This window comes from Ensifer adhaerens, assembly GCF_001270265.1.
Taxonomy (GTDB): domain Bacteria; phylum Pseudomonadota; class Alphaproteobacteria; order Rhizobiales; family Rhizobiaceae; genus Ensifer; species Ensifer adhaerens_B.
Genome location: NZ_LGAP01000035.1, coordinates 20,232 through 45,312 on the forward strand (window position 1 = coordinate 20,232; position 25,081 = coordinate 45,312).

Sequence of the window (25,081 nt, forward strand, 5' to 3'; positions counted from 1 at the left end):
TGGCAGGCCCACCTCATGCATGTCGCGCAAAAGTGTGCAGCGGTCTTGCGATAACGGCATGCGCAAGAACAACAGCTTAAGGCGCAACAAGCGAATCCTAGAGATCGCGACGCGCTTTAGCCGTCGGTCGCTGCGGCGACAAGCTTTCGTGGCGTATCAAGCACCGCAAGCGGCCTACCGCTTCTTCCTCCCGGCGGAAAACAGCCGGCCGTAGTCGACGCGGCGCATGCCGTCCGGGTCGCGGCTGACGGCGTCGGGGCGGGTCTTCTCCACCTCCTGCGCCATCACGCCGATGTGCTTGGCGCCGCGCTGCGGCTCGCCCTTGTAGCGATATTCGTAGAGCGAATGCCCATCGAGCTTGCCGACTTTCTTGATGTCCTTCTTGAGACGGCGGTCTGAAGGCTTCGGCAAGGCCCCGAGGATGCTTCCAAGTACACTGCTGATGCCTTCGCGCTTCTGGTTGTAGGCGGCCACTCGGTTCTGATAGTCCTGCTGCACCAGCCCGGTATAATCCACCGGCTCGATCCGCTGCCCCTGCGTCGGCACGAAGTTGGGGTTGCTCACCTGGGCGCCGGAAAGCAGGCTGGAGATCTCGTTGATCGGCTGGTTGCGCTGGGCATACATCTCGTTGAGATATTGCGCCCTTGCCGCGTTCTGCGCGGCCAGTTGCGCCTGCTGGGCATTGTAGGTCTGGTCCTTCAGCGCATTGTTGGCAGCTGTCGCCGACTGGCCGTTCTGGTGCATCTGCTGCTGTGCATCGTTGCTGAAGCCGGCGGCCGCCAGCGCCTGGTTGAAGTTCTGCTGCTGGGCGGCGTTCATCGCCTGCTGCTGCGCCTGGTTCTGGGCAAAGAGCTGCTGCTGCGCAGCATTCGCCTGCTGCATGGTGTTGGCGTTCTGGGTGTATTGCTGGTTCTGTGCCTGGTTGGCGAATTGGCCGCTCGTCAGTGCCTGGTTATAGGCCTGCTGCTGGGCGTTGTTCTGGAAGCCGGCCGCATCCCGCGCCAGCCCAACGAGCCGCGATTGTTCCTGCCCGGCATTGAGAATGGCGCCGAAGCGCGCATCGTTCGCCTGCCGGCTCGCCTGGTCGATGGCCCGGTTATAGGCTTCCGACCCCGGCTGCAGGCCCTGGTTGGCCAGCTGCGTTTCCAGTGCCGCACGGTCCCGCTCGAGCTGCGGGTTCATCCGCGACATCAGCGCATCCTCGTAGCGCTTGGTGTCGAAGTTCGTTTCGTAGGAGCGGCTGATGTCACCGGCATTGCCGAGAGACGCCTGAATGGTACCGGCATTGCCGACACCCTTCTGGATGTCGCCGGCCCCGGCGATAGTGTTCTGGATCGTGCCGGTGTTGCCGAGGTTCGTCTGCAGGCTCGGACCGCCGCCGTATTGCGCATAGTTCGGCAGGCTGATCGAGGCCGGATTACCGGCGGCCGGCGCGCCGGAAAGGTCGATCGGTTTGCCGAGCAGGTCGTTCAGCCTTCCCGACTGGTTGTTGGCAAGCGTCGCCAGGTTCTTTTCCGCGGCGTCCGTCTGGTCCTTGATCGCCTGTTGTGCCGGCGAGAGCGTCTGCGTCGCCGTCACGGTCGGCAGATCGTAGATAGCGCCGCTCATCGGGTCACGCCACTTGTTCGTGCCGGTCTGCGTATAGGTCAGGCTGCCATCGGGCGTGACCTGGTTGACGTTGCCGATATAGCCGTTCGCCACTGCGGTGGCGATATTCGTCGAGGTTTGCGCCGCCGCGGTTTCGCGCGGATCCGGCGGCTTCGGTGCTTTGGACTTGCCCATGTTACCTACCTTTGCCCATGTTGATTATCTTTGATTGACCGGATGTGCCCGCCAGTCGTTGTCAGTGAGTGTGAAGATGATTTCCGCCTCATCCCGCCCGCGCAGGCGCGGGATGCGGTAGCTGTCAAAGCCGAAGCGCCTGGCGATGGCGATCATGCCCGTGTTGCGCTCGGAAACGCGCAGCACCACCATCTGGCAGCCGACCTCGTCCAGCGGATAGCCGAACATCGCATTCAGCACCGGCCGCGTCAGCCAGCGCCTGCTGGTCGAGGCGGAGGAAAGCTCGATGACGCCGGCCTCCGGCGCATAATTGTGAAAGACCACACCGGCGATCAGCGTGTCACTTTCGGTCACGCCCATGGTCGTGAAGTCGGCAAAGCCGCGTTCGCAGCCGTCGATACGGCCGGCAACGAAATCGGCGATCGCCTGGTTTGTCGCCGGGTTGCCGGCGCCGCCCCAGATGATATTCATGTGCTCGCCTCGCCGGCTGCCACCTGCAACGTCGCAAGATCCACCTCGAGATCGAGCTTTGCCGGACCGCCCGAGGTGATGACGCAACCAACGGCCAGCATGTCGCCGGCCGCGCGCACGTTCTGGCGAAAGCTGTAGCGCTGCTGCTGCGACAGACCGTCCCAGACGCCGACATCCCAGAGCCCCACGTCCCACTCCGATGACGCGGCATCGCCTGCGGTCACAGTGGTGAAAGTCGGTATCGCCTTGTCGTAGTCCGCGCGGGCAAAGAGACGGACCTTCGGCTCGGATTTCGCCCGGAAATACATGTGTGCCATCGTCGCCGCCGTGCGCTGGCCGAACTGTCCGGCGGGCGCAAACTGCGAGAGATAGGCGGCGGTAAAGGTCAGCCCGTCATCCGTGCCCGTCGTGTCTCCCTGCCAGCACAGACCGTTGAGCGAACCGAAAAACAGGCCGCCCTGCAGGGTCTCGTAACAGGTCGCCTTCCAGTTGCTGATGGTCGACCAGCGGCCGTTCAGCACGTTGAGCACGAAAGTCGTGTCGCTGACCACGGCATTGGCCGGAAAGGCGATGAACACCAGGTTCTGCTCGGGCCATTGCTTCACCACCCAGCCGGCGCCGGTGGCGTTTGCCGCCCGCCGCCAGTCGTCCTCGATCGGCCGCGAAACCGATACCTGGCTCAGTGCCTGCCGGTCGCGCTGAAACACCTGCGAGATCGGCGTCAACCCGTCGCTGGTGGCGATCAGGATGTCACCGCCGGCACGGATCCAGGCATTTTTGCCGAGTGGCCGGCCGATCTGGTAGACGCCCTTCAATGCGAAACTATTGGCATCACTCGGGTCGGAGCCAGCATAAACGGCCACCTCTCCTTCGGTCGAGACGAATACGCAGAGATCGGAAAGACCGTCGCCGCTTTCCAATGACCAGGAAAAGCCGGTCAGGAGTGAGCCCCCCTTCTCCACCCCCCCGCCAAGCGAAAAAACCGCCGCCCCCCCGCCGATGGCGTTGACGGGCAGGTAATAGGCGTCGAGCGTCGCATTCTTCAGAAAGAACTGACGGTTCTTGAAGAGCCAGCCGTAGTTCAACTGCGCCGCAGTTGTCGCATCGGTAAAGGTAATCGCCGGCGTCGTCGCCCATGTGCTGCCATTGTAGACGCGGCGCTGGTCGGCGCCGTTGAGGCAGATGAGGAAGGAGTTGCCGGCGTTGGTGTGCTGGAACGTGCACCAGTCGCCGCTGGTCAGTCCGCCCGTCGCCGCCGACATCGTCGCCGGCGGCGCTGCCAGCGATGTCATGTCGTAGATCGCCGTATCGGTTGCCATGAACAGCTTTTCGATCGCGCCATATTTGTATTTGAACGCGCTGCGGATCGTCCCGCCGTCGAGAGCCTTTCCACGCTTCTGCGATCCGCCGCGAATGCGGCAGCCCACCAGCGTCGGCAGGAAGTTGCGCAGCACAGTGGCCGAGCCCGGCTGTTGCGAGGCCATGTCCGCCGTCGTCACCAGACCGTTCTTCGGCGCCGGAAAGGTAATCGGCTGCGATGTCTGCTGCCGCCCGATGGCGACCGCACCGCGGTTGCTCTTCCCGATCCGGCCGGGCCTCACATCCATTCTCATGATGCCCCCCGGTCGGCGTTGATCTCCTGGATCAGATCGGCCTCGAATTCCGCCAGGCTGTCGTCATAGGGCAGCCCCTTCTGGCGCTTCCATCGCCACAGGATGCCCTTGGTCAGCAGCCGCTCGGCAAACAGCGGCCGGTCGTCATCGGCCTTCAGCGTGTCGCGCTCCTCGAAGGGATCGCCAAGCACCCAGTTCCTGGAGACGTAGTCGATGACGGCAGCCGCGCCGGCAGAAGCTGGAGACAGATGGATCTGGTTGTCCCTGATGAAGAAATAGGGTTGCGCTGGAGCAGCGGCGGCAATCACCGCCCACTGCGAACTGTTGGTGATCGGCCGGAAAAAGCTGCCCGTGGCGGTGCGGATAGCGCCGCCCGGCGTCAGGCGCTGGTAGTCTGCCGGCAAGTTCTGCGGCAAGGCAATCACCACATGCTGTTTCAACATGCGTTGCCAGTCACCGCGGCGCGAGATCTCGTCTCCGGCCTCCTGCGCCAGCGCCACCATCGTCTGCGCATTCGGGTCGTTCGATCCGTAGACGCTGTCGAAACGGTCGAGCGAAACGATGTCGCAGACCTCGTTGATCGCGGAAATCAGGGTCATGGTGTCGCTCCTCCCACCGTCATCTGCGCGTCGCCCCAGCGGGCCCGCTCGTCGCCGATCTTCAGGCCCGAAAGCGCCATCAGCTTCAGCTCCTGCGCCGCCCCCGCCTTGCCGGCGTCGCGTTCCCACACGGCAATTTCTTCTACCAGTGCGTAGAGGTAGACATCGGCCGCCTTCTCAAGCAGCCAGTTCGTCGGGTTGACAGGCGAAAGTGGCGGGATCTTGCGATAGTAAGTCATGGTCAGCCCGTGGTCGCCGCCGGGCAAAACCTTGATCCGGTTGCCGACGATGACATAGCCGAGCGGCGGCCCCGCCCCGGCTTGAGCGTTGATGGCTAGCTGCTGCAGCGCCACGGCCCGGATCGGCAGACCGCTCGCGGAAAGTACCTGCCGTGCCTCGAGGAAGTCCATCGGCAACGGCGCCTCACCATCGACGACCGCAATCGGCGCCTTGTGTTCCATCTCGCTCACACGCAGCGCGCGGTTGAGCTTCAGCTCGGCAAGGCCGAGGAAGCGGGGAAAGAGATGGGCGATGTCGTTGCGCCCGCTGTATTCGCCGGCATCGACGATTAGCGAGGCGTAGTCGGAAATGGTCATAGCTGCCCGTCCTTCGTGCGCCAGGCACGGTTGTCGCCGTCGTTGAGAAAGCGTTTGACGAACCGGTCGTCACCCTGCGAATGCGCCTCGACGAGGCCCGAGGAATGCGCGACGTTGAGAGGAATGGAGGCAACGCGATGCCAGTCGCCGCGCCAGGCCTTTTCGGCGCTGTTGCGCACATCCAGGTTTTCGCTGATCAGGTTGTCGACGGGATAATCGACGCGATAGACGTCCTTCTCCCCGTCGAAGTGGTGCCAGACGCACCGGCCGCTCGCCATGTCGTGGTCGTAGAGCGTCCACGCCCCGTCACGGATCAGCATGGTCACTCCCCCGGCAGCGGATCGGCACGCTCGGCCTTGCCGGCCGCAATCAGCGCCTTGGCCTCGTCGAGACCGACGGATACGACCGCGCCCGCAGCCGTGCGCTCGCCCTCTTGGAACCAGACGTCATAGACGAGACGAACTGGCACCGATTTCTTTGTTTCGGACATCAAAATTCTCCATGAAAAAAGGCGGCTCCGAAGAACCGCCTTGCCAAGATTTGTTCGTTTGAAGGTGTGAAGCGCCCCACCCGCACATCTCAATCCAACCATTCATCGATCCACGCCCGCCAGCGGTTCCTCCAGGTATCGAAAAAGAGATCGGCAACATCGGGCAGAGACCTGATGTCACCAACCATTCGGGAACTGCACTCCAGATTGGCGCCGGTTTCCCCCCGCAGTCTCGTCTCCGTGATCATGAAGGACTTGATTCGGGTATCAGTCTCCGCCGGCACCAGCCTGGAAGACGTTCCCCTGAAAGGCTGTTCGCCAGGAAAATGCTCCCGAAGCGCAAGCGCCACGGTCATCGGCACCTCGGCCGACTGAAATCCCCAGGTAACGACAACCGGCTCGCCACCATAGTTCATAGACGTCTCCTGTCTGTAACTTGTCAAGCGAAGGCCAAGCGCCTGCACGGGCGGGTCAAACTCGATGATGTCTATACGCTGATCCTCGTAAGAGACTGTCATGACTTCCGATACGCGGAACGCCGTGCGTTCACTTCTCAGGACTTCGAAAAAGTCGGTGTTGCAGGCGAACAGCGCCTTGACTGCTCGATCCGCCCCGGCCTCGGCCGGCGAGGCAAAACCGATAAATGACAAGGCGGCAACTGCCGATACAATCGCTCTGAACAAGACCCCTCCTCGGCCTGCGCCGGACGTTTATGAACTTATGTGCGGCGTGTCCTCAGCGCGTTGCGCAAGCAATGGACCACCCGGAAAAAGTGTAGAACATTTCAAGAACGAACACAAGGAGGCACTCCGGTTCTCTGGCAAGGCGATTACCAGCGACATACCGTGCGCGTCACCGGTGACCGGAAATGCGCACGGGGCAGGTCGTCATTCGAAGATCCTCAACGCATCGCGCAGCGATAAACCACGGCGGTTTGGCGAAGAGATTCCGGGCTCCCAGCGGTACTCCCCTTCGGGCTCGGGGGCCGGCTTGTGCTTTCGTTCAGGCGCTTCGCTCGCAGAGGTTTCAGGATCGTATTCGGGATAGGAGACGTTCAAATCAGCCGACTGGCCAGTCTTTTTGTAGAAGTCGGCGAAATTGTCCATCTGGCCGGTCAGATCAATGCATCCGGCCGAACCGGGCGCCGATCCGCCGTGGATCGAGAAGCCGCTTCTATGGGCGCCGCTGGGATCAATATCCGCTTTTGGATCAAGCCATGTCCGCGACCGCCCCCACGCATAGCGGCCGCCTGGCCACCCCCCTTTTGAGACACCGACAGCCTTCAGCATACCGAGGGCTTCGTCCCTCAACCCGATGTGTTGAAGTGGTCCGACGTCATATGTTCCTTGCGGTATTGGTCCCTCGCCCGCGTCACCCTGCCACTCCGGCGTTTGATGGCCCGGCCTGCCACTCACGCCATCCCAGCCGCCGGCGTAACGGCCGTTCTCGGTGGCATTCAGCCGCTTCCCATCAAAGTGAAGCTTGATTCTGTTGCCGTTGTTCCTTTGATCCATCGCATCGTTCCTTGTTGGAGCCTGTGAAATCGCCGATTTAAGCCGGCCGCATTGACGGCGACGATCATCGTCCTCGCGCGGCAAACGAGGATGATGATGCGGGCGCGAACTCTGAAAATCAGCTCGCCGCGCTCAACCCAAACAAGTCGGCCGCAACGCCCGGGCCCTATTCGTTGTGCACATTCAGCGTGCCCTCGCCGATGATTACGCCCTTGTCGGCGTCGCCGGTCTTGGCCACGTCCTTGTCTTCCTGGATGTTGCGCAGCCAGAGGAAGGACAGCATGTCGGTGTCGAGGAAGAAGGCGTTGCGCGCGAGTTTCGTGGTGCCCGCCTGCACCCGGTTCGGGTGGATCATCACGGTGCCGAACGGACCCTCGTAGTAGTCGGCGGTCGCCACGATCGTGTTGCGTTCGCCGCCTTGCGAGACCGCGTAGCGGAACGGCGCCACGTTGGCGTCGGACATGAAGGTGACGAACACCGATTTCACGTAAGGCGAAACCGAGACGTGGCGGAAGTTGGCGCCGTTCTGGTAGCCGGTCTGCATCACCTGGTCGAGAATCGCCTTGGTGAAGGGGCGCTGCGTGCCGTCGGTCGGCGTCAGCGCAAACCCCTTCGACCTAAAGATATCCTCTAGTCATTACTTCCCATGTTCGTTCCGAAAGAGGTCGACCGGCTCCGGCGGTGTCTTGCCGGAAGCGAGCGGTGTGGTGCAACCGATGAAGCCGTCAGCGAAGCCGAGTGCCTCAGAGGGCGTATAGCCGGTCGCTTCCGCTTCCAGGTCGAGCGACCAGCCTTCGTTCTCGACATAGCTGCTTCCCGTGCGGTTCTCAGCAACACGAATAAGGTCGTCTTCATTTCCCGGCGTTTGGAAACCCCAGATCAGTTTCGGCTGGCCGGCGACATCAACACGCTGCTGAATGTACCCGGTCAGCATAAAGCCCGAGACATAGACCGGCTTCTCGAACGCCACACGCAGCGCCGCCCGAGCAACGCCTCCAGGCTCTCGATATGTCCCCATGGCATCCTTGAACGTCATCTTGCCGAAAGAGTCCTTCTCCTCACCAAGGGCCGCGAAGAAGTCCTGCCGGCATTGCAGCAGCGCGTTCACCAGCCTGTTGCCTCGGATCAGCGGGGGCGGCCCAAGTTCCGCCAAGCCGAAAGTCTCCTCCGCCCACGGCAAGCGGAAGTCCTTTGTTTCGCCTTCATCGGGTTCACAGGTTACGGTTGCCTGCTCGTCAGGATCAAAATAGGAGCTGAAATCCAGGTGTTTCGAGACCGGGCCGACGGCGGCATCCCTGGAGCTCAGCAAAGAGAAATTTCCCCAGAATCTCACCCGGTATCGCTCAGCAATGGCACGCGCGACCTCACGGGGCGGTGCGTTCACCTGAAAGGCCCAGGCAAAGCGTGTCGGCTTGCCCTCCTCTATCGTCCTTCGCTGAAAGAAGCGCACCACGGAAAAATCGCCGATCTTGACGGGGCGCTCGAACGTCACGCTTTCGTTATAGGTATTCACGGCTTCGGGAACATGAGGCTTGTTGCCTGGGCTTTCAAAGGCTTCGACGCGGACCCGCGGAAAGGTCTTTCTTTCGTCCCACAGCACGTTGAAGAACGAGGGCTTGCATGCGACGAAAGCGTCGAGAATTTTATCGGCTTTAGCCGGTACTTTCACTGACGGAAACAGGTCCTCCGGTGAAGGCAAGCGCTTCCTTCCCGTCTCCTCGTCGATTGCCAGACCCGACATCCGATCCTTGGAAGCGTCGCACATCAAAAGCGTCCGCGTGGGATCGTTCGCTTGGCGTATGACGATTTTCCTGTAGCTGTCCTCCGGTGCGACCGATGTGTCGCTGCGCTGTGCCTCCGGCTCGGTGCTGAGCTTCAATTCGAGCAGATGACCATCTTTGGCAACGAACCTGGCGCCCGGCAGCAGCGCCTCGATCGCATTGGCAACCTCAGGCACATTCCGCTCCACCTCGAAGCCCCATGCGAAGTGCGGAACCGCAATGCCAACGGCCTCGAACTGGACATACCTGCCAAGCGGCAGTCCAGAAGCAACGACAGGCGCCGCGAACGCGATGTAGTGCCCGTTTACTCCGTCCGCCTCGTGATCGTAAGGGGTAATCGTTAATGCACGGAAGTCTGCCTTGTCGCTCGTGAGAAGAGAAAAGATGTCGTCCTTGCACGCCAAGAATGCGCCAAACACTCTTTCCGCATCGCCCCGCTCAACCGCCGCTGCAGGCGTCGCAAGCACGAGCAGATAGAAGACCGCGCAAAGACGCTTGAGAATGTTGGACCCCATCTGCCGAACTCGCCTTGTGACCTGAATAGTGTTGCTCGAACGCGTCGGACAAACGCCTCGAAACTGTCTGAGAGGGTTGGAGAACCGCCGTTTCTTGACATCACGTCAACGCAACCAGAGCAGATTCACATCAATTGATAACTCGCCATGTTTGTAGAACATTACAAGAACATACGCAACGGAAATTTGGCGACGAAACTCGGCAGCGCTGTACAGTCAGCGACGCGTGATGAACGGCATATTGGCGTCTCCTGTGGAAACGGGCCAGCGGTTCGGGCCGTCCCGTCCCAACCACGGGCCCATTTAGCCGTTACCTTACAGCACGGCGAGTACCAGGGCCGGCCGTCGACGGGCGCGGTGTCGGCACGGGTGGCTCATAGTCCGGAAGGCTCATGGCACGGCGCGCCAGCTTTTGACGCTCGGCAAGCTTCGGTTCGCCTGACCTCAGATATACTCTCTCGATGATGCGCGCGGCCTCATCGGCATTGTCCGCCTGCTTCAGTTTCTCCGGGACTTTCTTTTCCGGCGTGTTCAGAAGCTCGTGCTCCAGAAAGCCGAAGCTCGGTTCATACGCCTGTTCGATCGACCGTTCGTCGTAACCGTTCTCCTTGGCCCAATTCTGGAAAGCGTCCCGTCGTACTCCGTCCCATTGAAAAGTGCCGAGGGCATTGCCTTTGTCCCGACCAGTGTCGTGACCGTGTTGCCATAGATTGCCACGCAACGCTCCAAACCCACCACTCTCATGGTCAGCATTTCCAACAAATCCTGCCGCGACGTGTTCAGGCATCAAGCCATCCTCAAAGCCAGGCCCACCCTCCAGGAGACGCAGTTGCAGATCCCGCTTCATCCGTGCGGCAATATTGTCCGAGAGTTTGTCGCGCGCCGTAGTCGCTTTGAGGCGGTCAGCTGGCAACACTTGATGGTTGTTACTGAACCTCGTTGTATCAGTCAGCGTACCCCGATAGTGCATCGGCGCCTTGCGAAATTCACCGCTCATGAGTTCGCCCTCCGGCGGATGCCGGAAGCGCGCGCTCTCGCCGCGCGGCGCCTTCACTTCGGCAATGGGCTTGCTGCCCGTCAATGCCGGACTCTCGTCGAAATACTTGATCGCCTCCCGAACGGAATGAATTCGGGCGGGTAGCCCCATCGAGTTGAGAAACTTGTCTTCCAGGTTCATTTCACACCTAACGTGCTTGGGATTTGTTCTGCGCACCTCGTCCCGACCTGCGCATGCGTGACCCGTCACGAGGCGCCGGCGAAAGACAGCGGCTCCTTGAAGCCGCTCAAGCCGCCCTGCGGTCAGGTTCCAGCCCAATCAGCTCGCCGCGCTCAGCCCAAAGAGGTCGGCCGCAACGCCCAGGCCCTTTTCATTGTGCACCTTCAGCGTACCCTCGCCGATGATCACGCCCTTGTCGGCGTCGCCGGTCTTGGCCACGTCCTTGTCTTCCTGGATCTTGCGCAGCCAGAGGAAGGACAGCATGTCGGTGTCGAGGAAGAAGGCACTGCGTGCGAGCTTGCCAGTGCCCGCCTGCACCCGGTTCGGGTGGATCATCACCGTGCCGAACGGGCCTTCGTAGTAGTCGGCGGTCGCCACGATCGTATTGCGCTCGCCGCCTTGCGAGACCGCGTAGCGGAACGGCGCCACATTGGCGTCGGACATGAAGGTGACGAACACCGATTTCACGTAAGGCGAAACCGAGACGTGGCGGAAGTTGGCGCCGTTCTGGTAGCCCGTCTGCATCACCTCGTCGAGGATCGCCTTGCAGAAGGGGCGCTGCGTGCCGTCGGTCGGTAGTTCTACTGCGCTTTTCCCGTGTCTTCGTTCCGGAAGAAGTCTACAGGTTTCGGCGGCTCCTTGCCGGCAGCGAGCGGTGTCGTGCAACCGACGAAACCCTCGTCAAACCCGAGATCTGGAGAAGGCGTATATCCAGTTGCTTCCGCCTCAAAGTCGACACTCCAACCTTGTGGATCTTCCCAGCTGCTACCGGTGCGCAGTGCTACCACGCGCATGAGGTTGGCGGAGTTTTCCCGTGTCTGGAAACCCCAGCGCAAACCCGGCGCACCGTTCACCATCTGAAGCCGCTGGATGTAACCGGTCAGTTCGATGCCCCAAGCGCGGACGGGCGTCTGAAACTCCACGCGTGTCAAAGGTGATGCATGGTCCCGTCCCTTCGGATACGGCCCGCTCTCCTGCTTGAACTTGAGCTTGCCGAAGGCCTTTCTGTCAAAAGCCAGTCGTTCAAAAAAATCCGATCGGCATTGCGCCAAGGCATTCATCAGCAGATTGGGGTTTATCAGCGGCGGCGGCCCGAGTTGCGGCCAACCAAAACTCTCTGCTGCGACCGGCAATTTGAAGCCGCCCGCTTCCGCCTTGTAGAGACGACAGGAAATTGTGGCTCCAGCTTCGCCGGGCTCAATGAGCAGGCTGCCGGATACGCCGCTCTTTTCGCGCACTTTCTCGGAATCCACCACCCAATCGCGATAATCCGCCTTCAATGGGGCACCGTACTGCGTGATCAATAGCTCGGCCACGTCCGATGGTGACGCGGCGACTTCGAATTGCCAGCGGAAATCGGAGGGACCATCGTCCTGAACGGTCGTTTTCTGGCTAAACTCCAATACTGATAAGCCGCCGACGTCTATCGGCCTCGCGAATGTCACCTCCTCCACGAACACGTCCTTGGCCTCGCGAACATGCGGAGTGTTGGATGGCCATTCGTAAGGCACGATCCGCACCGGTGCGAAGGAGCCGCGTCGCGCCTGCAGCACCGTGAAGAACTCCGGCTTGCAGGTGATCATGGCGCTGAGCAATCTATCCGCGGCATGGGCCGAAGGGGCAAAGATGCTTGCGGCAAGAACGGCCAAGGTCACCAAAACTGATCTGAACAAGTCTCGATTCTCCGTCTGCAAGAGTGATGCGACCACCGCATGCACGCCATGCATGCGCCGCAAGCGTTAGAACATTACAGGAACAAATTCAAGTAGAGATGCAACTTCGACGCGCGAATTCAGGGAGCTTGGGCAAGCGCCGCGCGTTCAACATTGCTTACCGGGTTGAGGGAGGTCTTGCATTTGGATTGCGCATTGGAACGGGAATTTCGACAGTATAATCGGGAAGATCCAGAGCTCGGCGCGCCAGCCTTTGACGTTCGGCAAGTCTCGGCCTCCCCGACCGCAGATACATTTTCTCGATGATGCGGGCGGCATCATCGGCAGTGTCTGCCTTGTTCAGCCCCTTCAGGACTTTACCTTCCGGCGGGTTCGTTAGCTCATGCTCCAGAAAGCCATAGCTCGGCTCATATGACTGTTCGATCGACTGGTCGTCGTAACCGTTCTCCTTTGCCCATTTCTTGAAATCCTCCCGCCGTACTCCGTCCCATTGGAAAGTACCGAGAGCATTGCCTTCGTCCCGTTTCGTGTCGTAACCGTGTTGCCACAGATTGCCGCGCAGCGCTCCAAACCCGCCGCTTTCATGGTCGCCATTTCCGACAAACCCCGCCGCTTCGTGTTCACGCAACAAGAGACGCTGCTGCAGGTCCCGCTTCATCCGCAACGCGATGTTGTCCGAGAGCTTGTCATGCGCCGATATAGGTTTGAGGCGGTCGGTTGGCATGGGCTGAGGTTGCTTGCTGAACCGAGTGGTATCCGTCAATACTCCGCGAAAGTGCATCGGCGCCTTGCGAAAATCTCCGCCCATGAGTTCGCTCGGCGGCGGGTGCCGGAATTGCGCCCCCTCGCCGCGCGGTGCCTTCGCATCTGCAATGGGCGCGCTGCTCATCAACGCCGGGTTCTCGTCAAAATACTTGATCGCCTCTCGAACGGATTGAATTCTAACGGGTAGTCCCATCGAATTCAGCGGTTTGTCTTGCTTGGCCAAATTGCACCTCTCATGGGTCGGTTTCGTTTTGCGCGTGCCGTTACTTGCAATCACGCGTACCGCCGACGAGCGAGAGCGGCTCCTTGAAGCCGCTCAAGCCGCCAAAGCTGCGGTCAGGTTTCAGTGCGCGAGCGAGGATTAGCCCGATCAGCTCGCCGCGCTCAGCCCGAACAGATCGGCCGCAACGCCCAGGCCCTTTTCGTTGTGCACCTTCAGCGTGCCCTCGCCGATGATCACGCCCTTGTCGGCGTCGCCGGTCTTGGCCACGTCCTTGTCTTCCTGGATCTTGCGCAGCCACAGGAAGGAGAGCATGTCGGTGTCGAGGAAGAAGGCATTGCGTGCGAGCTTGCCAGTGCCCGCCTGCACCCGGTTCGGGTGGATCATCACCGTGCCGAACGGACCCTCGTAGTAGTCGGCGGTCGCCACGATCGTGTTGCGCTCGCCGCCTTGCGAGACCGCGTAGCGGAACGGCGCCACGTTGGCGTCGGACATGAAGGTGACGAACACCGATTTCACGTAAGGCGAAACCGAGACGTGGCGGAAGTTGGCGCCGTTCTGGTAGCCCGTCTGCATCACCTCGTCGAGGATCGCCTTGGTGAAGGGGCGCTGCGTGCCGTCGGTCGGCGCCACGGTCAGGCCCGTCGTCGGGTTGTAGCCGCCATTGGCGCCCGCTGCCCCGCGCGAGACGTTGGTGGTGATCCAGGTCGGCAGCGAGCCGAATTCGCGCGTGGCGCCGGAGACGGAAGCGTTGGTGTCGACGATGGCGTATTCGATGTCCTTGCGGATCTCCACGCCCTTCTTCAGCTTCTGGTACTTGCGCTTCTGCACGTTGCCGGCCTCGGAGACGACTTCCTGCGTCGCCGAGATGATCCAGTCCTTGCGCATGATCTGGGTGTAGTTGCCGAGCCTGGTCGGCGCGATGATCGTGCCGAAGGTATATTCCTCGCCTTCCTGGCGGATGTTTTCGCCGGGCGAGGCCAGCTCGTCGGTTTCCCATTCCGGGTGGTGCGTCTTGCACGTGCCCTTTTCGATCAGCGAGTAGATCGGCGTGTCCTCGGGCGTGATGCGGGAAACGACGTCGGAGAGGTCCTCGCGGTTGCCCACGGCCTGCGAGGTCGTGAAGGTGTTTGCTACAACAGCCATGATAGTGGTCCTTGAATGTTGGGATGGATCGCACGCGCTGACGTGAATTGAGCGCGGGCGGTGAGGATCGGTTTTAGGTTGGGCGCCGAAGCGAGCGTTTCGCGAAGAATTGCGGGCGGCCACGCCTCCTCAAAAGAGGAGTGAAGACAAAGCGCTAGAGCCGTTTCCGGACTCTGTTTATGCGCTTTGCGCCAGGCATCATCAGTCGAAGTCGACCGCCATCGCGTCGCGGATCGAGCCGGTTTTCGAAAGGCGCTTCATCGCTTCCAGGCTTTCGCGTGGTGAGCGTTCCGTCTTTGCCGCCGGCCGTGGCCGCGCCACCGGCGACGGCGCCCTTTTCAGCTTGGCCATCGCCCGCGTCTTTGCCTGTTCGGCCGCCAGGCCGAGCCGGGCATAATGCGCGAGCTTGAACATGCGGTGGTCGGCGACCTCGCGCACTTCCTCTTCGGAAAAGCCGAGGACCCGCGCCACGTCGAAGGCACCGGAGAAGAAGGCAAGACGTCCTTCTTCGTTGGCAGTCTCAGGAAAGGCTTCGATCAGCTTGGCGTTTTCGGCCTCGAGCTCATCGTCGCTGGCTGCAGACGCCAGCGCATCGACGACGTTTGCCGGCCCTTCGGCAATCGCGAGGATCTCGTCGATCCGTTCCAGCCCCGCCTGATGCAGCCCCCATTGGCGGCGATAGCCGTCGGGGTCGAGCGCCGCCATGTGTTCCGGCGGCTCCGGCGGGATCTGGCTTGCCAGCAGGTTGGCGAAGGCGTTGGCGGATTGGGCGACACGGTTGGCCATGCCTTCCAGCGCCCGCCCGCGATTGGCGATGTCCTGCGTCTTGTGGCGGTAGTCGCGATCCCGCATGTATCCGAGCTTCAGCTCCGAAAGCGGCACGTCTTCGCCGCCCTTGAGCCGTACCAGGAAATCCTCGGCGTCGTTGGCCGCCTCGTCCTCGTCAGGCTCGGCCGGCTCGTCGTCAAGGTCTGCGGGGTCACCGGATGTCAGGCCATCGTCGATGGCCGCATCCGTCTCGCCGTCATCGTCCGGCCCGTAGAGCTCAGGGTTGGCCCAGTCATCGACATGCGGCTCCCGGAAGTTCAGGTTTTCGGGGTCGTCCAGATCGGTCGAGCGGTCAACGTTTTTCCTCCCGCCGTAAGGCAGGTTGGCACTATCGTTCATCATGGGGTGACCTTTTCGAAAGGTGGTTCAATGCATCGGGTCATTCCGGCGAAAGCCCGGAACGATAGAAAGCGCTTGCCCTCAGGCGGGTGCGCCCTTGCCGTCAGCCTTGGCTTGTTCGGTCAGGAACTTGAGCTTGGCTCGGAAATTTCGGATGGCACGGGTCTCGGCGGCGTAGGCCGCGCGCCCGGCGTCGTCGGTCGGGCCGGCATGGATGCAACCATTGATCGCCGCCCACTCCAGCTCGCTCATCAATTCGTCGAAAAAAGGCACGTCGAGAATGGCGCGTGCAGCGGCGGCTCGTTCCTCTGGTTTCATCCTTTAGACCCCGGCTGGAGAATGGCGCTTTCGATCGATATTTTGCGTCGAACGCCGCCTTGATTCTGCTTTTGTTCCGCGCTACCGATGTGCGAAGCAGAGCGATTTGCTACCCTAGGTCGCTTTCACGAATACCAAACGAGATTTTGCCTGCCCGGCCATTTCCGCGTCAGAAGCCTCGCTCCGGGTACCCGTCCCAGCGCAAGGCCCGAGCGGAGCAGATGGCCGGCGCAGTCACCGATACGCGCTCACCTATCGAATGAGGAACCTCGTGAGAAGATTATCGAGCTTGATACTGTCCGCCCTGCTTCTCGCTGCCACCGCTTCGCCGGTCAAGGCGATCGGCCAGTCGGGAGAACCGCGCTTCCTCGTCAAGGCCTTCCTGCTGAAGACCGACAAGACCTTCGATCACGCGACAAGCTGGTGCGGCCATGACAGCGTCTGCAGCCTCACGGTCGGCGATTATAAGGTCGGCTTACGCTTCTTCTTGAGCGGCAGTAGCTACCGCCTGCGTGTTGCGCCGTCCTGGGATGGCGCCGATCCCTGCTGCTTCTTCAAGGATGGAAGCGACGAGACCTCCGTAGCAAACGGCCAACCGCACGACGTAGAACTCTATTACAGGACAGCCTCTGGCCGCCTGGAACTCGGCACACTCTACATCGCGCTCGAAAGCCTCGAATAGCCCAAGCCGTTCAGTCCCTCCATAGGTCGAGCGCGTCCCTGAGGGAAATGGGCTGCTCCCGCGTTGGATTGTTCCAAGGCATATCTTGCCAGTTCTTTGGCAACTGCGGGTGGTTCATAAAGGGATCCTCGTAGAAGCTCTGGTATTCCTTCAAGTTCAGCTGTTCTTGCAACGATTGAATGGACGAGACGATGTCCTTCAAAGTTGCCGTCCCGTCGTCGTTCGAGACCTTGGACCGGAGTAAGTCGAGTTCGGTCTTTACGTCTTCAAGATTTTTCTGCATTCCGCTCAGGCCCTTGCGTGGTCCGGCGCTGTAGGCATCGTCGCCACGTGGATCCTTCGACAATGCGCCCAGGGGTTTCCGTGATCCCTCCGCCGTGTAGGCTTCCGGCCCCTCGCGAGCGCTGCGCAGCAGCTCGTAGGCATAGGCTCTGGCGTCGTCGGGGCTTATATAGCCCGCGCCAAGGCTCGGCAGATTGCGCCTCTCAACGGCTCCGGAACCGGGCTTCGCTCGACGCGGAAAAATGAAATCATCCATGGCATTGTCCTTTCGAAATGGCGTTTGCTGGCCAGGAATTGCTTGCGCTCCCGCGTGCAACGCCGGCCAATCTGAATTGGCTGGCGGCTCGCGAGGCGTACCGATCGTATGCGGGGTTGATTCTGCTTTTGTTCCGCGCTACCTGTAGGCGAAGCTGGAACTGAAATACCCTTACCCGGGCAGCGCGGTGCGGCCTTAAAGATCTTTCCGGCAGGACCTCGCGATGGAAAAGCAAAGCAAGAAACGATGGTTCGAAAGCTTCGCGCTCGACGGCGCCTTCTGGCTGGCGATGGACAACATCGGTTGGCTGGTTGCCGAGTTTTTCCTCTACGGAACCGCGCGCCTGCTTGTTCGCCTTTTCAGTTTCGGCAGACTTGTGGTCGAAGATTTCTACGACAATCAGTCTGGGTTTAATTGGTTCGGCCTGAAACGTGGGGCGGATGGACGTCTGTTGATGAGCGCAGGCGTGGCAAAGATCATAGCCGTCTGCTTCTGGGCCCTGTGCCTCGCAGCCATTGGCTTTACGGTTAGAGGAATTGGTGCATGAAGAAAGTCGGAGTTGCATTGGACGCCATCGCCGGGATCGTGCTCAACATTCTCGATATCCTCGTTCTCGGCTTTCTCCTGCACCGCGTAGCCCGTTTGATCGTTCCACTGTTCAGCTTCGGTCGGCTGCAGGTCGAGGATATCTATGCCTCCGGCACCGGCTTCAACTGGCTGGGCCTGAAACGCCAGGAGGATGGGCGCTTCCTCTTGAACTCCGACATGAGCATGGTCGCAGCCGCACTCTTCTGGGTTCTGTGCCTGGTCGCTTACCTCGCCGTCACCCGCGGGTTTTAGCGAAGAGCGATTGGCACCTCGGACTACTCACGCCATCGGCCCTGCGCCTCTCGCAGCGACGATCGGCCGGGGAACAGCCCGTCCCAAAAACCGCCGCCCTTCGCCGGCGGCTTGTCAGAAGGCGCCGCTGGCAGCCGGGCCGTGCGGGAAACAGGCGCCATTTTCGGGCCAGCCCTCGATGCGTTGGGATCGCCCCTGTACGCATCCTCCCAGAATCCAGGATTCTTGCCATAGATGTCATAGGCGTCGTGCCATTCGTTGCCAAAGTCCTTCGCAATTCTGTCCGCGTAGGCTGTGGGCAGATTCTCGGCCGCCGCCTGCGCCTCCTTCTGCCGTCTCTGCATTACATCATTCGGTTGCGCCGCGGCCCTACCTTGCCGTGATCTATCCGGCCTCCAGCCACCAACCGCATCATCGCCTGAATAACCCCAATAGCCCGGATAGTCTCGCTCCGCTGGCGTCATGACGCCGCGCGCCACGGATTCAGGAACCGGTCCGTCTAGCTGAGACCCTAGCGCCTCACCGGCTTTGGAACCGAGGTACCGTCCTGCCCACTTGCCAAACTCGCCCAAAGGTAACTTGCTGCCCAGGACACCGCCCAACCAACCGCCGGCAAGGCCGCCCATAGCTCCCCCCGGTCCATTCACCGCAACCTCAATCGCCCTACTGGCATCGCGCGCATTTCCGCGTTCCCTGTCCAAGTTCGGCAAACGGCTGCTCACTTCTTCACCGAACGCGCGTAGCTCCGGCAATGTCTGTGCACTCAGAGCGTTCGCATAAGTTTCAAAGGGTCGATTGTTCGTTCTGATCATCCGGTATTCCTCCGATCTGTGCCGCAGTCAGCGACATGCCTTCGGCCGTTGGGCCGAATTCCATTGCTGTTTGAAGGGTTTCATCCTGCGTGGGCGCGACAGAGCTTCAATGCGTCACGCGGCAGGGTCTGGCAAACTTGGCAGCGCGGCCCCAACGTCGGGCCGTTCTGGTCGTCCTTTTTGGCATGAGTGAGGGTTTTCCAGACCGGTCACTCACCCGTATCGACAACTCGCCATCTGCGTGCAAATATCACCCGTCGCTGTGTCAGTTCAGGTCGCCAATGCCCGAAAAGTCTAAAAAGTTTGAATTTTTCCGCGTGGCGATCGGTCTTGCCCTAGTCATATTGGTTTCAAAGGTCATCGATCATGCTCTTCCGGAATCGTCGTTGTGGATCCGAATGGCAGCGAGCCTTGCCGTAATCCTGCCGGTCGGCCTTGCGCTCGATGCGGTACTCGTCTTTGGGTACAAAACTTCGCGACGCCGCTAGCAGACCTCGGTCGCTGCGAGCCTGGAACGGACCGCACCATCGCCTTTTTATACGTCAGGTCCTCACTCGATACTTCGCCAACAGGAAAGTCCAAGGAGCGCGTCGATATCGCGGCCGCCTTGTCCCGTCTCGGCCGTGTCGTAAAGCGCATGCCCCGTCTCATGGGCGAGAACAAGCCGCCTTTCTCTCTTGCTCAATTCCTCGGCCAGGACGATCTCGTGTGGAATGCCATCGTGCAAGATGGTGACACCCACATCACCACCCAGGTCTTCGGGTTGGCCATGCGGGTGGCATGTCTCTCCCGCAACCTTCTGCCGGCTTAGTTCTTAATCGGCCAGCCCGGACAAATAGTCCCTTGCGCGCACCAGTTTGGCGCGCATTGCCTCCGCGTCGTAAAGGAATTCACCGCCTTCCGGACGGTACATCGCCAGCATGCCCACCAAGTCCTGAACATAGTCGTTATCCGGATAGGTATCATCCAGCGCGACCTCGATCTCGTTCGCCAGGAGAATGCTGGGGCGGTCCGCGGCAATGAACTCGTCCAGCATCGCCTCAATAGCCTTGTTCATCGGACTACCGCCTCTTCGGATTTATTACCGTAACGGCACGTTTACCCGTTTTTTCGTCGACGACAACCTGCGGTCTCCCAGGCATGTTGCGGTTCTCGACTTTAAGAGTCGAGCCTAGCGGGTGATCCGCGCGACCTACGATCCGCGTTGCTCCGTCCAGGACGCTATCAACTTCCTCTGGTGACATGATCGCCCGTCCGCGCGGCGGATTGACCATTCGATCAGCTGCGTGAATCGTTATTTGCCGACCATGAGGAGTTGTTGACCTTCCAAGAAGGCGACGAACCGCATCGTCGCTTTGGCGCTGAGCATAATCGGTGTCAAAGGGAGCAAGGCTTCTGGAATCCGCACGCAAAGATCCTGACGGTGATTGAAGTGGCAGCCTGACGCCCGGATCATGCATCGGCAAGCGGACGATCGGCTGCTGGTTGTTCTGCCAGTAGAGATTGTCGAACGTCTGGATGTTACGCGGCTAGTTTGTGGAGCCTGCCAAAGATGCAGCCACTCGGGCGGAACATTCCCGCTCGAAAACCTCGCGCTCACGACGTTCGCATTCGGCGTACCAGCACTGAGCAACGATACTTCTGTAGCGTTCGCAAAGGCCAAGCCACCTCTTCGCTGCCGCCGGGTCGGAAGTAGCCGGATCGGCGGCTTCGCGGTGGGCGCGGATCACTTCAGCCTTGGCCTCGCAGAGACATTCGAAGTCACGCAATTGCTCGGTGAGAGCATGCAGGTCGTTGAGGTAGGCAGATATTCGCCGGGTATCAGGATAGATATCACCGCCACAGCCAGGTTTTTCGAAAAGCTTGCGCCTCCGTTCGTTGAGTTCATCGAAATAATTCTTCTGTTCGCGCTCGACCTGATCCCGCTTCGCCCGCAAGGCACGCACCGGCGCATATTCATCGCATTCGAGATACCAGCGCTTTTCGCTTTCCGGGTCAGCTTGAATACGCTCGGAGCGTCGACGCCTGAATAGGCGGATCTCGGCTTCTTTCTCCGGCCCGATATTCATAAGAAGCCAGGGCGGAGGGGCGGTCTCACCGGTATTATTCATCGCTTCCACCTCCGCATCTATAGGCTGCAAGCCCTACGCGTTGATCCAACTCAAAATAGGAATAACACGCGTAAGCGCACCGGCCTACTGCATGTTTCCTTTAATCGTAGCCGATTAAAGGACAAAAACATGCAGCAATTCATAGTGCTACAGCGACCTTTGCGCGTCTGATAAGACGCGCGGCGTTGTAGTCATCCCCGCGCTATCCGATCGCCACGACGCCGTGGGAGCCGTGTTGCAAGCGCGGCAGTTTCGGATCAGCGCCCCACCTCATACAGTCTGCCAAAAGTTCCGCCAGCGGCCGCAGACTTTCCGTCATCCGGTTTCGCAAATTGCTGATATCCCATGCCCACAGGGGCAGCGTAGGGAAGAATCTTGCCATTGAACTGGATGACGTTCCGAAGGTAGGGATTTTCATTCACGTAAGACCGAATGCGTGCGGCCGTCTCCGGCGCCATCGTCTTCATCGTGTTCGGGTTGGCCTTATACATATTGATGGCTTCGGCCATGTACTCAAACGGCGCCTGCTCATCTGTATAGCCCCGATCTTGCGGGCGCCATGCTTCTCCCGCCGCCTTCCGTTCCTTTATCAGACTGTCGTAAATCAGCCCAAGCTCCTTCTCCAACCCTCGGGTAGGGATGCGGGCAACATAGTCGATGAGGTGTCCGCTTTCATGGCCCAATACGCGGCGCACGTCGTACGCATGAAGGTCGTCAGCCACTCGAATGCTTCGGCGCAGCCCCTCTTGCGTCCACTTGACACTAAACCTGCCATGATCGCCGTCGATTTCTTTGCGCGGTACCAGTTGATGTTTCCGCCCCATCAAACGTTCGGCTACGCGCCCAACATCTCGGTGGTCAAGTGCCGAGTCCGGCTGGTCTTCCCATCGGCGTCCAACCACAACACCGCCATGAAGTTTCATTTCCCCATTGGCCAGTGCGCATCGGCGCTATTCCAGGGCACTAATGTTGCCCTGCCAGCCTAATCCCGGATTCGCGCGCTTTCCTCGCCCGGCCTCTCGATCGCCACGGCCTTCGCCCGGATGGTCGTCCTAACAGTGGTGTATTTTCCGGCCTCGTCACCGTGGCTGAGCTCGATCATCACTGTGAAGCAATCGTTGTCGTAACCTAGGAATTCGATGTTACCGATTGCGTCATTCGGAACTAAACCGGGCGGATCAAAGGAAACGTGATCGACTCCTTCGAACACCAGAAAACCATCTTCCACATCCTCGGCTGAGTAGAAGTCCCAGGTCTCCGACCGCCGTCGGGAAATTAGGTTGATCTGAATCCTGACCTCGTCCTTCCACCCGTCGAGCACGATGACCTTGCACGCACGATCGCCAAGATAGACACTACTCAAGAATTCGTCCGGCTTCATTTCACTTCCTTATCGGCCAATGCGCATCGGGGCTGCTCCAAGGCACAACGTTCCCGTGTATATCAAGCGAAGGCCCTTGGCCTCTCATCTTTGGACCGGTCCCCATGGGATGTCCATGTCCATGTGGGATTGGGTTATCTCGGTGGCCCTGCGGATTTAGCCTGTGATAGTTCGATCCGTTCGGGTAGAGCGTGTGCGTCTCGCCTGAATTTGGGCCGGGAACGGTGCTCCCTCCCGGCGGCTCGAACATGATGTTGCCCCTGGCGTCGCCGATGTACCGCTGAATGAGCAGCCCCGTGCGGGGATCCGTGATCGGGCCTCTTTGAAGCTCGCCCAACCGCTGCTGCAGATTGTCCCTGGCCTGCACGGAATAGGATCCACCCGGCGGCTCCAGAAACGCCTCGTTGCGGCTGAGGCGCCGTATCTCCCTCTGGAGTATGCCGATCTGGTCGGCTATCTGTTGTTGGCTGGGTGTCCTCGCCGGTTGACCGCGCCGCGCCGGCGGCCGAGCCTGGGCAAGCTCTACCCCACCCCGCCGGTCTTGGCTCGCGCTTTGCCCCCAGTTCGGTAAACGGCTGCTCGCCTCCTCACCGAAATCGCGCAGCTCCAGCGCTCCGCCTAGGCCGATCGGCGCTTCGTAAAAGTCGTCGAAATCGCTGATCCGTTTCATCCCGGCAGTCCTCCAATATGCGCTGTGCTCAGCGCCGTGCCGCCAGCCATTTCGGCCAGGTTCTGCTGACGTTTGAGGTTGAGTTCGGCGTCGATCTGGTAGCGTTTCAGCGCGCCGTTCTGCTGGATCTCCGCAAGCTTCGGCTCGCGCCCCATCTCCAGCTTGCGCCGCGCAGTCTCGCTCTCCATGCGGGTCTTCTCGGCGGCAAGCTGCGCCTCCATCTGCAGCCGCTGCATCGCCGCATCCGGCTGCTGCGGCTGCGTCGCCTGCATCCGCCGCTGGATGTCTTCCGGCGTCGGCTTGGTGAAATAGAGGTCGGGCGATTTCAGCCCCGCCGCCTCCACCGTCTTGGCAATGCCGTTGTAGAGATTGTCGGGCGAGACATAAGGATTGTCCGGCCCGAGCGTCACTACAGCGCCGCGCGTCTCATGAGACGCGCAAAGGTCGCTGTAGCACTTTGAATTGCTGCATGTTTTTGTCCTTAAATCCGCTAGGATTTAAGGAAACATGCAGTAGCAGCTTTTCCTGCAATTGCTGGATCATCTGGATCATCAGCATGTCGCGCTCGCGCGTGCCGGCGCCAAGGCCGGTGTTGACGGTCGCGTCCATGCCGGCGTTCCAGTGACGCGGATCGAAGGTCACCCATTGGCCGCGAAGCCGAACCGCCCGTGGCCGGTCCTGGTGCTTGATGACGAGGCCGAGCAGGCCCTTGAACACCCGCTTCAGCCCTTGCGCAAAGGTGCGCACCATCAGCTCCGTCTGGCCGATGCCCGCCTGCTCGACCAGCGCCGTCGCCTTCGCCGTCATGTTCTGCAGCGCGTCCGGCGCCATGCCGCTCAAGGCGTTGGAAATGCCGATGCGAACGTTGTCTAATCCCTGATCCGCGCGCCTTCTTCTCCCGGCTTCTCGATCGCTACGGCTTTCGCCCGGATGGTCGTTTTGATGAATCCGTAGTCACTAATTTCGTCGGCAGCGCCCAATTCGATCACGATCGTAAACCTCTCGCCGTCGTAACCAACGAACTCGATGTTGCCGATCTCATCGTTCGGAATTCGGCCAGGCGGATCGAAGGAAACGTGATCGACTCCTTCGAAAACAAGGAAGCCATCGCGCACATTCTCGTCCACGTTCCACGTTCCCGAACGAAGACGCGATATGGAGTCGATCTGGATCTTGACCTCCTCCTTCCAGCCATCAAGTACGATCGCCTTGCAGGCGCGATCGCCGAGATAGATCGTGTTCAGGAAATCGTCGGGCTTCATCTACTTCCTCACTGGCCAGTGTGCGTCAGGGCGGACTGCATCACGAGCCTAGTTCCTGATCCGCAGGCCTTCTTCGCCTGGCTTCTCGATTGCCACGGCTCTCGCTCGGATCGTCAGCTTGGCATTGTGAAAGATGACGTTGCCGTCCTTCTGTTCGGCATAGCCGATGTCTATCGTCACGAGGAACCGCTCGTCGCCATTGGCAACGAACTCAATATCGCCAATCTCTCCATTCGGAATCGGGCCTGGAGGGTCAAAGGATACGTGATCGACTCCTTCAAACACTAGGAAACCGTCTTCCACATCCTCAGCGGAGTAAAAGTTCCATGTCTCCGACCGACGTCGGGAAATCAGGTCGATCTGGATCTTGACCTCGTCTTTCCAGCCGTCGAGTACGATCGCCTTACAGGCGCGATCTCCGAGATAAATGCTGTTCAAGAATTCGTCCGGTTTCATCGTTCTCATCTCATCGGCCAGTGCGCATCAGGGCTCTTCCAGGGTACTATGTTGCACTGCCAGCCTAATCCCTGATCCGCGCGTCTTCCTCGCCCGGCTTCTCGATTGCCACAGCCTTCGCCCGAATGGTCGTTTTGACGGTGGTGTATTCGCCAGCCTCATCGCAGTGACCAAGTTCAATCATCAACGTGAAGCGATCGCCGTCGTAGCCCAGGAACTTTCTGTCGCCGATCTCGTCGTTTGGAATGCGGCCAGGCGGGTCGAAGGAAACGTGATCGACCTCTTCGAACACCAGGAAGCCATCCTCCACATCCTCAGCCGAGTAGAAGTTCCATGTCTCAGAACGCTTTCGGGAGATCAAATCGATCTGGATCTTGACCTCGTTTTTCCATCCGTCGAGCACGACAGCCTTGCAGCCGCGATCACCAAGATAAATCGTCTTCAAGAACTCGTCTGGCTTCAT

Annotated in this window: 30 protein-coding genes and 3 pseudogenes; 4 read left to right on the top strand and 29 right to left on the bottom strand. The window is 60.2% G+C overall.

Annotation, left to right across the window (positions count from 1 at the left end; all coding sequences use genetic code 11):
- Window positions 1–174 precede the first annotated feature (174 nt).
- The 18 genes and pseudogenes from AC244_RS30380 to AC244_RS30460 all read right to left on the bottom strand — a co-directional run bounded on the left by AC244_RS30380 (window position 175) and on the right by AC244_RS30460 (window position 15,866).
- Window positions 175–1,782, bottom strand: a complete 1,608-nt coding sequence (locus AC244_RS30380) for a tail fiber domain-containing protein (RefSeq protein WP_053252557.1) — start codon at window positions 1,780–1,782, stop codon at window positions 175–177.
- Between the two features lie 24 nt (window positions 1,783–1,806).
- The gene (locus tag AC244_RS30385) at window positions 1,807–2,253 is read right to left on the bottom strand and encodes a GNAT family N-acetyltransferase (protein WP_053252558.1); all 447 of its coding nucleotides are present in this window, start codon (window positions 2,251–2,253) and stop codon (window positions 1,807–1,809) included.
- Window positions 2,250–3,860: a hypothetical protein gene (locus tag AC244_RS30390; RefSeq protein ID WP_414735969.1), complete on the bottom strand. Its 1,611-nt coding sequence runs from the start codon at window positions 3,858–3,860 to the stop codon at window positions 2,250–2,252. The genes AC244_RS30385 and AC244_RS30390 overlap by 4 nt, the downstream gene beginning before the upstream one ends.
- A gap of 2 nt (window positions 3,861–3,862) precedes the next feature.
- Window positions 3,863–4,465 (bottom strand): hypothetical protein, encoded by a 603-nt coding sequence (locus AC244_RS30395; RefSeq protein WP_053252560.1) that lies wholly within the window; start codon window positions 4,463–4,465, stop codon window positions 3,863–3,865.
- Window positions 4,462–5,061: a hypothetical protein gene (locus AC244_RS30400; RefSeq protein ID WP_053252561.1), complete on the bottom strand. Its 600-nt coding sequence runs from the start codon at window positions 5,059–5,061 to the stop codon at window positions 4,462–4,464. Before AC244_RS30400 ends, AC244_RS30395 begins: the two co-directional genes overlap by 4 nt.
- The gene (locus tag AC244_RS30405; protein ID WP_053252562.1) at window positions 5,058–5,381 is read right to left on the bottom strand and encodes a hypothetical protein; all 324 of its coding nucleotides are present in this window, start codon (window positions 5,379–5,381) and stop codon (window positions 5,058–5,060) included. Before AC244_RS30405 ends, AC244_RS30400 begins: the two co-directional genes overlap by 4 nt.
- Before the next feature lie 2 nt (window positions 5,382–5,383).
- The gene (locus tag AC244_RS37745) at window positions 5,384–5,551 is read right to left on the bottom strand and encodes a hypothetical protein (protein ID WP_167590792.1); all 168 of its coding nucleotides are present in this window, start codon (window positions 5,549–5,551) and stop codon (window positions 5,384–5,386) included.
- 89 nt (window positions 5,552–5,640) lie between these two features.
- On the bottom strand, window positions 5,641–6,234 hold the full coding sequence (locus AC244_RS30410) for a hypothetical protein (RefSeq protein WP_053252563.1): 594 nt from the start codon (window positions 6,232–6,234) through the stop codon (window positions 5,641–5,643).
- A 204-nt stretch (window positions 6,235–6,438) separates the two neighbouring features.
- Window positions 6,439–7,065 carry a L,D-transpeptidase gene (locus AC244_RS30415; RefSeq protein WP_053252564.1) on the bottom strand — a complete coding sequence of 209 codons (627 nt, stop codon included), beginning with the start codon at window positions 7,063–7,065 and terminating at the stop codon, window positions 6,439–6,441.
- Window positions 7,066–7,231: 166 nt separating this feature from the next.
- A pseudogene (locus AC244_RS30420) lies at window positions 7,232–7,675 on the bottom strand (DUF5309 family protein); the annotation flags it as partial.
- Window positions 7,676–7,702: 27 nt separating this feature from the next.
- The gene (locus tag AC244_RS30425) at window positions 7,703–9,361 is read right to left on the bottom strand and encodes a hypothetical protein (RefSeq protein ID WP_053252565.1); all 1,659 of its coding nucleotides are present in this window, start codon (window positions 9,359–9,361) and stop codon (window positions 7,703–7,705) included.
- Window positions 9,362–9,671: 310 nt separating this feature from the next.
- Entirely contained in the window at window positions 9,672–10,538 is an 867-nt protein-coding gene (locus AC244_RS30430; protein WP_053252566.1) for a phage tail tip lysozyme, read from the bottom strand.
- Between the two features lie 138 nt (window positions 10,539–10,676).
- Window positions 10,677–11,156: pseudogene (locus tag AC244_RS30435) on the bottom strand (DUF5309 family protein); the annotation flags it as partial.
- A gap of 2 nt (window positions 11,157–11,158) precedes the next feature.
- Window positions 11,159–12,250, bottom strand: coding sequence for a hypothetical protein (locus tag AC244_RS30440; RefSeq protein WP_152976176.1), 1,092 nt, complete (start codon window positions 12,248–12,250; stop codon window positions 11,159–11,161).
- Window positions 12,251–12,407: 157 nt separating this feature from the next.
- A complete protein-coding gene (locus AC244_RS30445; protein ID WP_053252568.1) occupies window positions 12,408–13,238 on the bottom strand; it encodes a phage tail tip lysozyme in 831 nt (276 codons plus the stop codon).
- 147 nt (window positions 13,239–13,385) lie between these two features.
- Window positions 13,386–14,381, bottom strand: a complete 996-nt coding sequence (locus AC244_RS30450; RefSeq protein ID WP_053252569.1) for a DUF5309 domain-containing protein — start codon at window positions 14,379–14,381, stop codon at window positions 13,386–13,388.
- 201 nt (window positions 14,382–14,582) lie between these two features.
- Window positions 14,583–15,551 (bottom strand): hypothetical protein, encoded by a 969-nt coding sequence (locus AC244_RS30455; protein ID WP_053252570.1) that lies wholly within the window; start codon window positions 15,549–15,551, stop codon window positions 14,583–14,585.
- Between the two features lie 78 nt (window positions 15,552–15,629).
- On the bottom strand, window positions 15,630–15,866 hold the full coding sequence (locus AC244_RS30460; RefSeq protein WP_053252571.1) for a hypothetical protein: 237 nt from the start codon (window positions 15,864–15,866) through the stop codon (window positions 15,630–15,632).
- Between the two features lie 289 nt (window positions 15,867–16,155).
- On the opposite strand from AC244_RS30460, the gene AC244_RS30465 reads away from it, so the two are divergent.
- Complete coding sequence (locus AC244_RS30465; RefSeq protein ID WP_053252572.1) at window positions 16,156–16,548, top strand: hypothetical protein; 393 nt, start codon at window positions 16,156–16,158, stop codon at window positions 16,546–16,548.
- Window positions 16,549–16,558: 10 nt separating this feature from the next.
- On the opposite strand, the gene AC244_RS30470 is transcribed toward AC244_RS30465, so the two are convergent.
- On the bottom strand, window positions 16,559–17,086 hold the full coding sequence (locus tag AC244_RS30470; RefSeq protein ID WP_053252573.1) for a hypothetical protein: 528 nt from the start codon (window positions 17,084–17,086) through the stop codon (window positions 16,559–16,561).
- A 223-nt stretch (window positions 17,087–17,309) separates the two neighbouring features.
- On the opposite strand from AC244_RS30470, the gene AC244_RS30475 reads away from it, so the two are divergent.
- Together AC244_RS30475 and AC244_RS30480 are read left to right on the top strand one after the other, a co-directional pair.
- On the top strand, window positions 17,310–17,633 hold the full coding sequence (locus AC244_RS30475) for a hypothetical protein (RefSeq protein WP_053252574.1): 324 nt from the start codon (window positions 17,310–17,312) through the stop codon (window positions 17,631–17,633).
- Window positions 17,630–17,926, top strand: a complete 297-nt coding sequence (locus AC244_RS30480; protein WP_053252575.1) for a hypothetical protein — start codon at window positions 17,630–17,632, stop codon at window positions 17,924–17,926. Before AC244_RS30475 ends, AC244_RS30480 begins: the two co-directional genes overlap by 4 nt.
- A gap of 23 nt (window positions 17,927–17,949) precedes the next feature.
- On the opposite strand, the gene AC244_RS36900 is transcribed toward AC244_RS30480, so the two are convergent.
- The gene (locus tag AC244_RS36900) at window positions 17,950–18,738 is read right to left on the bottom strand and encodes a hypothetical protein (protein ID WP_152976177.1); all 789 of its coding nucleotides are present in this window, start codon (window positions 18,736–18,738) and stop codon (window positions 17,950–17,952) included.
- Between the two features lie 550 nt (window positions 18,739–19,288).
- On the bottom strand, window positions 19,289–19,465 hold the full coding sequence (locus AC244_RS38975; RefSeq protein WP_414735970.1) for an ImmA/IrrE family metallo-endopeptidase: 177 nt from the start codon (window positions 19,463–19,465) through the stop codon (window positions 19,289–19,291).
- On the opposite strand from AC244_RS38975, the gene AC244_RS37310 reads away from it, so the two are divergent.
- On the top strand, window positions 19,388–19,549 hold the full coding sequence (locus AC244_RS37310; RefSeq protein WP_210168148.1) for a hypothetical protein: 162 nt from the start codon (window positions 19,388–19,390) through the stop codon (window positions 19,547–19,549). The two genes, AC244_RS38975 and AC244_RS37310, sit on opposite strands and share 78 nt — an antisense overlap.
- A gap of 3 nt (window positions 19,550–19,552) precedes the next feature.
- On the opposite strand, the gene AC244_RS30500 is transcribed toward AC244_RS37310, so the two are convergent.
- The 8 genes and pseudogenes from AC244_RS30500 to AC244_RS30550 all read right to left on the bottom strand — a co-directional run bounded on the left by AC244_RS30500 (window position 19,553) and on the right by AC244_RS30550 (window position 25,081).
- On the bottom strand, window positions 19,553–19,795 hold the full coding sequence (locus tag AC244_RS30500) for a hypothetical protein (protein ID WP_053252579.1): 243 nt from the start codon (window positions 19,793–19,795) through the stop codon (window positions 19,553–19,555).
- A gap of 472 nt (window positions 19,796–20,267) precedes the next feature.
- Complete coding sequence (locus AC244_RS30505; protein ID WP_152976178.1) at window positions 20,268–20,849, bottom strand: hypothetical protein; 582 nt, start codon at window positions 20,847–20,849, stop codon at window positions 20,268–20,270.
- Between the two features lie 257 nt (window positions 20,850–21,106).
- Complete coding sequence (locus AC244_RS36905) at window positions 21,107–21,772, bottom strand: hypothetical protein (protein WP_152976179.1); 666 nt, start codon at window positions 21,770–21,772, stop codon at window positions 21,107–21,109.
- Between the two features lie 59 nt (window positions 21,773–21,831).
- Window positions 21,832–22,230: a DUF6258 family protein gene (locus AC244_RS30520; protein ID WP_053252583.1), complete on the bottom strand. Its 399-nt coding sequence runs from the start codon at window positions 22,228–22,230 to the stop codon at window positions 21,832–21,834.
- Window positions 22,231–22,896: 666 nt separating this feature from the next.
- Window positions 22,897–23,761, bottom strand: a pseudogene (locus AC244_RS38980) (hypothetical protein); the annotation flags it as partial.
- Between the two features lie 8 nt (window positions 23,762–23,769).
- Window positions 23,770–24,162 carry a DUF6258 family protein gene (locus AC244_RS30540; RefSeq protein WP_053252587.1) on the bottom strand — a complete coding sequence of 131 codons (393 nt, stop codon included), beginning with the start codon at window positions 24,160–24,162 and terminating at the stop codon, window positions 23,770–23,772.
- 48 nt (window positions 24,163–24,210) lie between these two features.
- The gene (locus AC244_RS30545; protein WP_053252588.1) at window positions 24,211–24,618 is read right to left on the bottom strand and encodes a DUF6258 family protein; all 408 of its coding nucleotides are present in this window, start codon (window positions 24,616–24,618) and stop codon (window positions 24,211–24,213) included.
- Between the two features lie 64 nt (window positions 24,619–24,682).
- Window positions 24,683–25,081 (bottom strand): DUF6258 family protein, encoded by a 399-nt coding sequence (locus AC244_RS30550; protein WP_053252589.1) that lies wholly within the window; start codon window positions 25,079–25,081, stop codon window positions 24,683–24,685.